At 60.4% G+C, this 9,532-nt stretch carries 10 protein-coding genes; 4 read left to right on the top strand and 6 right to left on the bottom strand.

Annotated elements, in window-relative coordinates:
* The first annotated feature begins 188 nt into the window (after positions 1–188).
* The gene (locus tag NPS29_RS18210) at positions 189–470 is read left to right on the top strand and encodes a hypothetical protein (RefSeq protein ID WP_274134134.1); all 282 of its coding nucleotides are present in this window, start codon (positions 189–191) and stop codon (positions 468–470) included.
* Positions 471–540: 70 nt separating this feature from the next.
* Here NPS29_RS18210 and NPS29_RS18205 read toward each other — a convergent pair whose 3' ends face one another.
* The 5 genes from NPS29_RS18205 to NPS29_RS18185 all read right to left on the bottom strand — a co-directional run bounded on the left by NPS29_RS18205 (position 541) and on the right by NPS29_RS18185 (position 5,448).
* Positions 541–1,158, bottom strand: coding sequence for an FKBP-type peptidyl-prolyl cis-trans isomerase (locus NPS29_RS18205; protein WP_274134133.1), 618 nt, complete (start codon positions 1,156–1,158; stop codon positions 541–543).
* A gap of 85 nt (positions 1,159–1,243) precedes the next feature.
* Entirely contained in the window at positions 1,244–1,549 is a 306-nt protein-coding gene (locus tag NPS29_RS18200; RefSeq protein ID WP_274134132.1) for a DUF6482 family protein, read from the bottom strand.
* Between the two features lie 283 nt (positions 1,550–1,832).
* Positions 1,833–2,321, bottom strand: coding sequence for a TIGR00645 family protein (locus NPS29_RS18195; RefSeq protein WP_274134131.1), 489 nt, complete (start codon positions 2,319–2,321; stop codon positions 1,833–1,835).
* Between the two features lie 179 nt (positions 2,322–2,500).
* Positions 2,501–2,830, bottom strand: a complete 330-nt coding sequence (locus tag NPS29_RS18190; RefSeq protein WP_274134130.1) for a hypothetical protein — start codon at positions 2,828–2,830, stop codon at positions 2,501–2,503.
* Between the two features lie 185 nt (positions 2,831–3,015).
* Complete coding sequence (locus tag NPS29_RS18185; RefSeq protein ID WP_274134129.1) at positions 3,016–5,448, bottom strand: Lon protease family protein; 2,433 nt, start codon at positions 5,446–5,448, stop codon at positions 3,016–3,018.
* A gap of 281 nt (positions 5,449–5,729) precedes the next feature.
* On the opposite strand from NPS29_RS18185, the gene NPS29_RS18180 reads away from it, so the two are divergent.
* Together NPS29_RS18180 and NPS29_RS18175 are read left to right on the top strand one after the other, a co-directional pair.
* On the top strand, positions 5,730–6,218 hold the full coding sequence (locus tag NPS29_RS18180) for a DUF3015 domain-containing protein (protein ID WP_274134128.1): 489 nt from the start codon (positions 5,730–5,732) through the stop codon (positions 6,216–6,218).
* Positions 6,219–6,293: 75 nt separating this feature from the next.
* Positions 6,294–8,153, top strand: a complete 1,860-nt coding sequence (locus tag NPS29_RS18175; protein WP_274134127.1) for a DUF4105 domain-containing protein — start codon at positions 6,294–6,296, stop codon at positions 8,151–8,153.
* A 156-nt stretch (positions 8,154–8,309) separates the two neighbouring features.
* On the opposite strand, the gene NPS29_RS18170 is transcribed toward NPS29_RS18175, so the two are convergent.
* Positions 8,310–8,507: a heavy-metal-associated domain-containing protein gene (locus tag NPS29_RS18170; protein ID WP_274134126.1), complete on the bottom strand. Its 198-nt coding sequence runs from the start codon at positions 8,505–8,507 to the stop codon at positions 8,310–8,312.
* A 155-nt stretch (positions 8,508–8,662) separates the two neighbouring features.
* Between NPS29_RS18170 and NPS29_RS18165 the strand changes: the two genes are divergently transcribed.
* Positions 8,663–9,043 (top strand): hypothetical protein, encoded by a 381-nt coding sequence (locus tag NPS29_RS18165; RefSeq protein WP_274134125.1) that lies wholly within the window; start codon positions 8,663–8,665, stop codon positions 9,041–9,043.
* Positions 9,044–9,532: the final 489 nt, after the last annotated feature.

Genomic DNA, 9,532 nt, shown 5'->3' with positions numbered 1-9,532 from the left:
GCACGGCTTGCCGGCGGGAGCGGTGGATCAGTGACAAATGTGTGTCTGACACACCGCCCCCGCCGGCAAGCCGTGCTGCTACGGGACCGCGTCAACGCTGCATCAAAATGCGAATTAATCTCAAATAGATCCTTGCTATTCTTCAGATAAGAATTATTCTCATTGAAAGCCTTTCAAGGAGAACGAACATGACTTACCTGATCGATGCGTGGCTGGATCGCCCACACCCTTACCTGCGCATCCTGCACCGTGAAACCGGTGAGGTCTGTGCCGTGCTGGAAGAAGACGCTCTGGATGAATTGCGCGACCAGGGTGACCTGGACGTCCACAGCCTCAGCTCATCGGAGCCGGGTGTGCAAAAGGAGATGGTGCGCAGCCTGTTTCTGTTCTGCTATGCCCGAGCATTGCGCCCGGCCTGCGTAGAGCAGCTACAAGTTGCAAGCTTCAAGCCTCAAGCTGTTCGTCACTGACTGAACGCTTAGCGCCAGTCAGCAAAGAGCCGCTTTGACTTGCAGCTTGCAACTTGCCGCTTAAAGCTGCTTACAGTACGTCGAGCAGCTCTACGTCGAACACCAGCACGCTGTGCGGCGGGATGCTGCCAACGCCTTGTGCGCCGTAGGCCAGTTCGCTAGGAACGTGCAGGCGCCATTTGCTGCCGGCTTTCATCAGTTGCAGGGCTTCGGTCCAGCCGGCGATCACGCCGCCGACCGGGAATTCGGCAGGCTCGCCACGATCGTAGGAGCTGTCGAACACGGTGCCGTCGATCAGCATGCCGTGGTAGTGGGTGCGCACGTTGCTTTCGCGGCTTGGCTGAGCGCCTTCGCCGGAAGTGATCACTTCGTACTGCAGGCCCGAGGCCAGAGTAGTCACGCCTTCGCGCTTGGCGTTTTCAGCCAGGTACTCTTTGCCAGCACCGGCAGCGGCTTCGGCCTTGGCGGCAGCTTCTGCCTGCATGATTTCACGAATGACTTTGAAGCTTGCAGCCATTTCTTCCTGGCTGACGCGGCTCGGGACACCACCGAACGCATCGGTCAGGCCGGCGAGGATGGCATCCAGGCTGACACCCGGTGGCGGGTTGTCGCGCAGTTGGTCGCCCAGCTGACGACCAATGCCGTAGCTGACGCGGGTTTCGTCGGTGGACAGATTGACTTCGGACATGGTGCTGCTCCGTTGAAGGGCACCCGCAGGCACCCTGAACTAAAAGGCCGAGCAGCCTAGCACAAGCTGAAAACCGAGGTAATGACTACCAGGCCGAACGAATCGACATCGGCACCCGCACGGTCTGTTCTTCGTCATCACGGATGCCGCACATCTCGTCGTGCACCACGGCGTGAACCAGATTGAACGGCATCGGGGTGATCGCGTGCAGCACATCCCGGGCGTGCTCGACCGAGCGCAAGTGCAAGGTCTTGCCGTGGGCATCGTTCAAGGGGTGCGCCGCGCCGTGCATCCGCGCTTCGAGCAGATAAATGCCGCCTTCCATGGAGATCAGATTCAGCTCGTCGATATGCCCTGCGCTGGCGTGGGCGGTGAGTTCCTGTAGATTCATGAGAGGACCCTCGTCGATCTCGGACTTCTGTGAGCGAACTACAAGTTTCGCCCAGTCTGGCCGCAGATCAAGGGGCCGGCGGTGCCGCTGGTCTATTTGGTTGGCAACACCGACCGTAGCAGCACGGCTTGCCGGCGGGGGCGTCGTGTCAGACACGCATCTGTCACTGATCCACCGCTCCCGCCGGCAAGCCGTGCTGCTACGGGACGGGGGTAGGCCAACATCAATGTGGCTGACACACCGCCGTCGCGGGCAAGCGCGCTCCTACAGGGGGCAAGCTGGATCAATGCTTGGTCAGCTTGTCCAGATAACCCATCGCAAACGCCGATACGACGAAAGTCATGTGAATGATCACGTACCACATCAGGTATTGCGGCTCGATGTTCTTGGCGTCCATGAACACCCGCAGCAGGTGGATCGACGAAATCGCAACGATGGACGCCGCGACCTTCATCTTCAACGACGAAGAGTCCATCTTGCCCAGCCAACTGAGCTTCTCTTTACCCTCGTCGATGTTCAGTTCCGAGACGAAGTTTTCGTAGCCGGAGATCATCACCATCACCAGCAGGCCGCCCACCAGCGCCATGTCGATCAGCGACAGCAGTACCAGGATCAGGTCCGATTCGGCCAGCGAAAAAACGTTGGGGATGACGTGGAAGATTTCCTGAAAGAACTTCAGCGCCAGCGCCAGCAGGCCCAGCGACAAACCAATGTAAATCGGCGCCAGCAACCAGCGCGATGCGTACATGGCATTTTCGATAAAACGTTCCATTGAAACTCACAGTTGATTGAAAGCCCGCGAGTATAGGGCGAAGGCCGTGACACACAAGCGCTCGCGACAAGACTTGAAACAATTAACTTGAGAGGAAGGCTGATGCAGTACTCGACGAATTCCACGCTACAGCCCTGCCGTGCAGGAATAACAGACGTGGCCTTCGTCGAGGCAAGTTGTCAGTGGGCGGGAGAGGTTCGCTGGTTGTGAGTCGAGCCGTTGATCCGTCGCAGCTCGCCTTGCAGGTGCAGGCTCCAGATCGGTATCTCTTCTGCGGTCTGATAGCCATGCAGCGCAAGGCTTTCTGCAATCGCGTCAAGCACCGACTCGGCAGCGACCGGACCGTGAAACGGGCCTTGGGCTTTTAACGCGGAAGGCTGCTCCCCGGACATCCCGGCGGCAAACAACAGTGTCCACATACCGTTGTCACCAGACAGAGGGCGAATCACACATTCGATACGGGTCACCAGACCCAGGCATTGGCGAGTAAGACAGAGGCTGCGCGGCATGGCGAGCTCCTCATTGATTGCAGTATTCATTTCCTTGAACAGGCCAGGAAACGCGTCAGTCCTTTTGACAACTGCTGTAACGCGACAATAACGAACAAATACCCTCAAGGAAAAGAGTGAAAACAAAAAAGGGCGCCGAATGGTCATTTGGCCATCAGGCGCCCTGTTTAGTTGACGTCAAACACTCAACTTTTCAGTTCGGGCTGTAATTGTGGCGCCTCTTTTTCGAGCTCTTTGAGGTCCTCGTCACTGAGCATTTCAGCGATGTCGCGCAGGCGATCCACCACCCGCCCGTTGACCGAGTTTTCCGGGAACTGGCCTTCCTCGTCCACCTCGCCAACCGCTTCGCCCACCAGCAGGCTGAGGGCTTCGTCCACCTGACGCACGGCGTACACGTGGAACTGCCCGGCACGCACCGCTTGCAGCACGCGCTCGTCGAGCATCAGGGTTGCCACGTTGGCCTGCGGGATGATCGCGCCCTGATCGCCGGTCAGGCCTCGGGCTTCGCAGAGCCTGAAGAAGCCTTCGATCTTCTCGTTGACCCCGCCCACCGCCTGCACTTCACCAAACTGGTTGATGGAGCCGGTGATGGCGAAACACTGCTTGAGCGGCGTTTTCGACAGGGCCGAGATCAGCGTGCACACCTCGCCAAGCGAGGCGCTGTCACCGTCCACGTAACCGTAGGACTGCTCCAGCGCGATGCTCGCGGAAATCGCCAACGGAAATTCCTGCGCGTAACGGCTGCCCAGGTAGCCGGTAAGGATCATCACACCCTTGGAGTGAATCGGCTGGCCGAGGTTGACCTCACGCTCGATGTCGACGATGCCGCTGCCGCCCGGATAGACCGTGGCGGAAATCCGCGCCGGCACACCGAACGCCGAGTCGCCGACTTCCAGCACTGTCAGGCCGTTGCACTTGCCGACAGCAGCGCCTGCGGTGTCGATGAGGATGATGCCGGCGAGCATGTCGTCCAGAATCCGCGCCGACACCCGACCGGTGCGCGTGGCCTTGGCCTTGAGCGCGCGCTCGATGTGACCGGCGTCCGTGCGCTCATCGTTAGCCAGGCTGCGAATGAAATCCGCCTCGCTGACCAACTGGAACAGGTCACCGATGCGCGCCGACAACCGCCCCTGATGCTCGGCCAATCGTGCGCTGTAGGTCGCAAGGCGCGCCACCGCATCGGCGGTCAGCGGCGCCATGCCTTCTTCGGAGGTGCGCGTCTTGAGCAACTGGGCGAACTGCTCCAGGCTCTCGTCGACCATCGGGATGTCTTCGTCGAAGTCCACCAGCACCCGGAACATCTCCTGGAAGTCCGGATCCAGGTCCTGCAGCGTGTAGTACAGCGACCGCGCGCCAATGATGATGACCTTGACCTGCAGCGGGATGGTCTGCGGGGTCAGGGTTACGGTGGCAATGCGGCCCAGCTCGCCCAGCGGCGATTCCATTTTCAGCTTGCGCGATTGCAGCGAGCGCTTGAGGGCGTCCCACACGAACGGCTCGCTGAGCATCTTCTCGGCTTCCAGAATCAGGAAGCCGCCGTTGGCCCGATGAAACGCACCGGGGCGCAGCTGGCGATAGGTGGTGTACAGCGCGCCCTGGTCGGTGCTGTATTCGATACGGCCGAACAGGTTGTCGTAGGTCGGGTGCGGTTCGAACACCACCGGCGCCCCGCCGCTGGCCGAGTGACCCACCACCAGGCTTGGGCAGTATTGCTCTTCGAGCAGCTTGCGCGCCTGGGCGTCGGTCTTGCTGTCGTCGACCAGTTGCTCGACGACGGTTTTCAGCAGGTTGACCTGCATCGCCTGCAAGTAGGCGCACACTGCCGCGTTCTCGGCGTACTGCTCCGACAGCGGCGCCAGCAGCGGCTGCAGGGCCAGGATGATGGTCTCTTCGTTGAGCTGACGCATCTGGTTATTGGACTCGCGCTTCCATTGCGGCAGGCTCGCGAGTTCCTCGTTCAGGCGTTCTTCGAGCGCCGAGATATCGGTGTGAAAACGTTCGCGCTCGGCTTCCGGCAACTGCGAAAACTCGGCCTCGTCCAGCGCCTTGCCTTCGAGCATCGGGGTGAAGGCGATGTTGCTGCTGTCGCGGTACAGGGCGATGTCTTTTTCCAGCGCCAGGCGCTCGATCACATCCAGGGCGCGGTCATAGCGTTGATTGAACGCGCGGTCGATGGCGCTTTTTTTCTGCTGGTAGGACGGATGCTCGAACACGGCAGGAAAAGTCGACAAGAGGTTGTCGACCAGCCCGTTGATGTCGGACATGAACGAGCTGGCACTGCCCGGTGGCAGCTCCACGGCGCGTGGCTCGCGGGGCTCGTCGAAGTTGTTGACGTAGACCCAGTCCGACGGGGTCTGCATGCGCTTGCCCTCGGCCTTGAGGTAGCGTTTGACGAACGAGAAGCGACCGGTGCCAGGCTCGCCCATGACGAACACGTTGTAGCCGGGGCGCGGCATCGCCACCCCGAATTGCAGGGCCTCGACCGCTCGTTCCTGACCGAGCACGCCGCGAAAGGGTTCCAGATCGTTGGTTGTCGTGAAGCTGAACTGTTCAGCGGAGAAGGGACGGGTCAGCGCCTCAGGCGCAAGTCGCAGGCTGGCAGCTACAGAATCGGGCATCGGACATCCTTACATCAGGCGGGGCAGATGGGGGCATTCTGGCGCTCGGCGCACCAGACTGGCAAGGAAGGAAACACCTGAATATGTTTTAGCTTGATGAACATTCCCACAGCCTTTTAAGACGCGGCCTGCATACAACAAAACGCAATAAATCACGGAACGTTCAGATCCTGCCTAAACTCCAACCTGCGCGGCCGGTAACAAATCAATAAACCGGCCCTCCCTGGCCCTGTTTTCGGCCAGGAATCCGACCCTTGGTTGAAACAACAGAGACTAAAGCTATGAAACGGATTCTTCTTGGTACTCTCTTCGCCGCTGTGTCCATAAACGCCATGGCTCAAGCTCCCGGCGGTCCAGACTGCGGTTGGGGCAACATGCTGTTCGAAGGGCAGCGCGGCACCCCGGCACACTTCCTCGCTTCCACCACCAACGGCACCTCCGGTAACGCCACTTTCGGCATGACCTCAGGCACCAACGGCTGCTCCACCAACGCGGCCCTGACCTACGGCGGCAAGTCGTGGCTGGCCATGAACGGCATGATGGACGAACTCTCCAAAGACATGGCCATGGGCCAGGGCGAGGCGCTCACCACCTACGCGGTCGTGCTCGGCGTGGCACCGCAGGATCGTGCCCGTTTCGCCGCAGTCACTCATGACCACTACCAACAGATCTTCAACAAGGCTGATGCCACTGCCGAGGACGTGCACACCAACACCCTCGACGTGCTGAAGAACGACCCGGCTCTGGCCAAATACGCAACCCAGGCCTAAAGTCGCGCAAACCTGCCCTCTTTCGAGAGGGCAGGCATTCACTGCTTCCGATCCCATCTGACTAGTTGCCAATCTATGCTCAAACGCCTCGCCTGGCTGGCGCTCTGTGTCTGTGCCCCGCTGTCTGCCGCACCGCAAGTCGACCAAGATCGTTTGCAGCAACTGGCCTCCTCCAGATTCTGGATTGCCATCGGACATTACGAAGCCGGCAAGCTCGGTGGCTGGCGCAGCTATGTGGACGATGCCAAATTCTTCCTCGCCAAAAACGGCGCCCATGACCCGAAGGCCGAACTGGCCGCAACCCTCGAGGCGATCTACCGCCCGGTCGTTGCAGGGCAGGAAGATGCACATCCGCAGTGCGTTTACCCTTCCCGCACCCGTTACCTGCGCGACGAGCTGAAACTGACCGACCTGCCTGCCGTCGATTGCAAGGAGTTCAACAAGTGGTTTTCTGACGTAGCGCCGGACAGTACGGTGATGATCTTCCCTGCGGCCTACCTCAACAGCCCCTCATCGATGTTCGGCCACACCCTGCTACGCATCGACCAGGCTGACGTGCAGGCCAACAAGACCGCCCTGCTCAGCTATGCGATCAACTTCGGCGCCTACATCGAAGGCTCCGACAACAGCATCCTCTATGCCTGGAAAGGCTTGATGGGCGGCTACCCCGGCCTGTTCGCGCTGGTGCCCTACCAGGAGAAACTTTCCGAATACAGCAGCCTGGAAAACCGCGACTTGTGGGAGTACCGCCTGAACCTGACCCCGGAAGAAACCCGGCGCATGGTCGAGCACGTGTGGGAACTCAAGCAGATCCGCTTCGGCTATTTCTTCTTCGACGAAAACTGCTCCTACCGCCTGCTGGAACTGCTGCAAGTGGCGCGCCCCAGCCTTGATCTCACGCCGCAGTTCCGCCTGACCGCCATCCCCACCGACACCGTGCGCGCGGTCAAGGAGGCCGGGCTGGTGGAGAAGATCGACTATCGGCCCTCCAAGGAGCGCGAGTTGCTCAGCCGCGCCGAGCCCCTGAGCCACGATGAAAAGCAGCAGGTGCTGAAAGTCAGCGCCGATCAGAAGCAGATGCAAAGCCATGATTACCTTGCTCTGCCCAAGGAGCGCCGGGCGTTGATTCAGGACGCGGCCTACCGCCTTGAGCGTTACCGCGCCAATGGCGAGGAACGTGACCCTGCCCGCTCGCAGCGCAGTTATGACCTGCTGCGCGCCATCAGCACCAACCCGCCGCCGGCCCTTGAAATCGAGCGACCCGGCCTGCCTGAAGACGGCCATGAGTCGCGCACCTGGCAACTGGGCGTGGGCACCCGTGATGACAAGGCCTTTGCCGAATATGGCCTGCGCATGGCCTATCACGACCTGAACGACAACGCCTATGGCTTCCCCCTGGGCGCGCAGATCGAGATCCTGCAGCTCAAGCTGCGCCAGTACGAAGACAGCCACTGGCAAGTGCAGCGGCTGGACCTGGCAACCATTCGCTCGCTGACCCCGCGCAATGAGTTGCTCAAGCCCTGGTCATGGCAAGTGGCTGGCGGCCTTGAGCGAGTGCTGGGCAAGCACGGCGACGAAAATCTGGTCAGCCACGTCAACGGCGGCGCGGGCGGCACCTGGAAACTGGGCGACGACGTATTGGGCTTTGCGCTGGGCACGGTGCGGCTGGAGCACAACAATGACTTCTCGGCCCTCGTCTCACCGGCAGCGGGCTTCAACACCGGCGTGCTGTGGCGCAATCCACTGGGCAATTTTAGCCTGGAAACCAAGGGCGACTACTTCACCAACGGCGAGGTGCGTCGCACGATCAGTCTGAATCAGCAGTGGGAATTGTCGCGCAACCTGGGCGTGCGCCTCAGTGCGCAACGGGATTTCAGCCAGATGAGTTCCCCGGTGAACGAGGTGATGCTTGAGTTGAAGTGGTATCACTATTGACCAGATCGTTCCCGTATCGCGGGCAAACACAAAACCTGTAGGACCGCGCTTGCCCGCGACGGCGGTGGGTCAGCCAACCAATCTGTCACTGACACGACGCTATCGCGAGCAAGCTCACTCCTACAGGAGATCGGTTGCAGACCCTTCGTGTGATGGTCACGCAATCTGGACGCTGTAACCCTCTTCTTCGATCAACCCGATCACTTGTTCCGCCGCCAACCGGCTTTGCACGGCCACTTCGCCTTTGGGCAGGTCAACCTGCACCTCGGCGGCCGGATCTTCGCCCTTGATTGCATTGGTCACCGCGCGAACGCAGTGGCCGCAGGTCATGCCTTGAACGTTGAATGTTTGCATCGGATGACTCCTCGCTGGAAGAAATGTGACCAGATGTCGTGATCTTCCACCTTCCCACCATGGCAAGGTCAAGTTTGTGGCGTTTCTGCCGGGCTGGTATTCCATGGAAAGCTGAGCCAAAGTGTTTCATCAACGTACATCAGGAGACATCGGCCATGGGCTGGTCAGCCTTTCGCATTGCAGGTTTTATCGGTCTGGTGGCCTGCGCATCCTGGGCACAGGCCGATCAGGATTATGGGGTGCTCATCATTTCTCGCGAGCGGCTGGAAGTGGCGACGTCCTGTGAGATTGGCATTTACATGCAGGATCAGTTGGTAGGCCGGCTGTTTCAGGAGGAGTCGCGTTCGTTCAATCTGCCGGCGGGGGATCTGTCGGTGCGCCTGCGGGTGTTGCCGGGGCAGGCGCCGGGGTGTTTGCCGGGGATCGAGGCGCAGAACAATACGCGGCTGCATATTAATGCGGGGGACGTGTTGAAGTATCGGATCGCGTCGGGGCCTAATGGGATGTATCTCAAGCGGGCTGAGTTGAATTATTGATGGGTGAGGCTGCGCCCTGTGGTTCGGCGGTTTGTGAGCATATCCGTTTATGATTTTGACCCGGAATCAGCCTTCCGCCCTTACGGCGGGTCACTTTTGGCATTCGCCCCAAAAGTAACCAAAAGGTCTTGGCGACAGGCTGGGGTCCTTCGGACTTCCCTCGACTCCGGCGCCGTTCCGGGGGCACGCCGTGATGGGCCGTCCCTGGCCCGCACGGCTTTCGCGGCATCCATGCCGCTCATCCCCCTACACAACGCCTGCGCTCGGCCTGGCGCCTTAACGTCGCATTCGGCGGCGCCTGTGCCATCGCGCACAAAGATCAAGAGCAAGATCAAAATCTAAAGCACACCACCGTCCCGTAGCAGTCCGGCTTGCCGGCGTCAGCGTCTTCGAAATCGCCGACGCCGGCAAGCCGGACTGCTACGGGCGGGTTACCTCACTCCTGTAGGAGCGCGCTTGGTCTGGGCCGCATTCGGACGACGGCGCCCT

The organism is Pseudomonas putida (assembly GCF_028682175.1).
Taxonomy (GTDB): domain Bacteria; phylum Pseudomonadota; class Gammaproteobacteria; order Pseudomonadales; family Pseudomonadaceae; genus Aquipseudomonas; species Aquipseudomonas putida_AD.
This window is presented reverse-complemented; position numbering and strand designations above follow the sequence as displayed.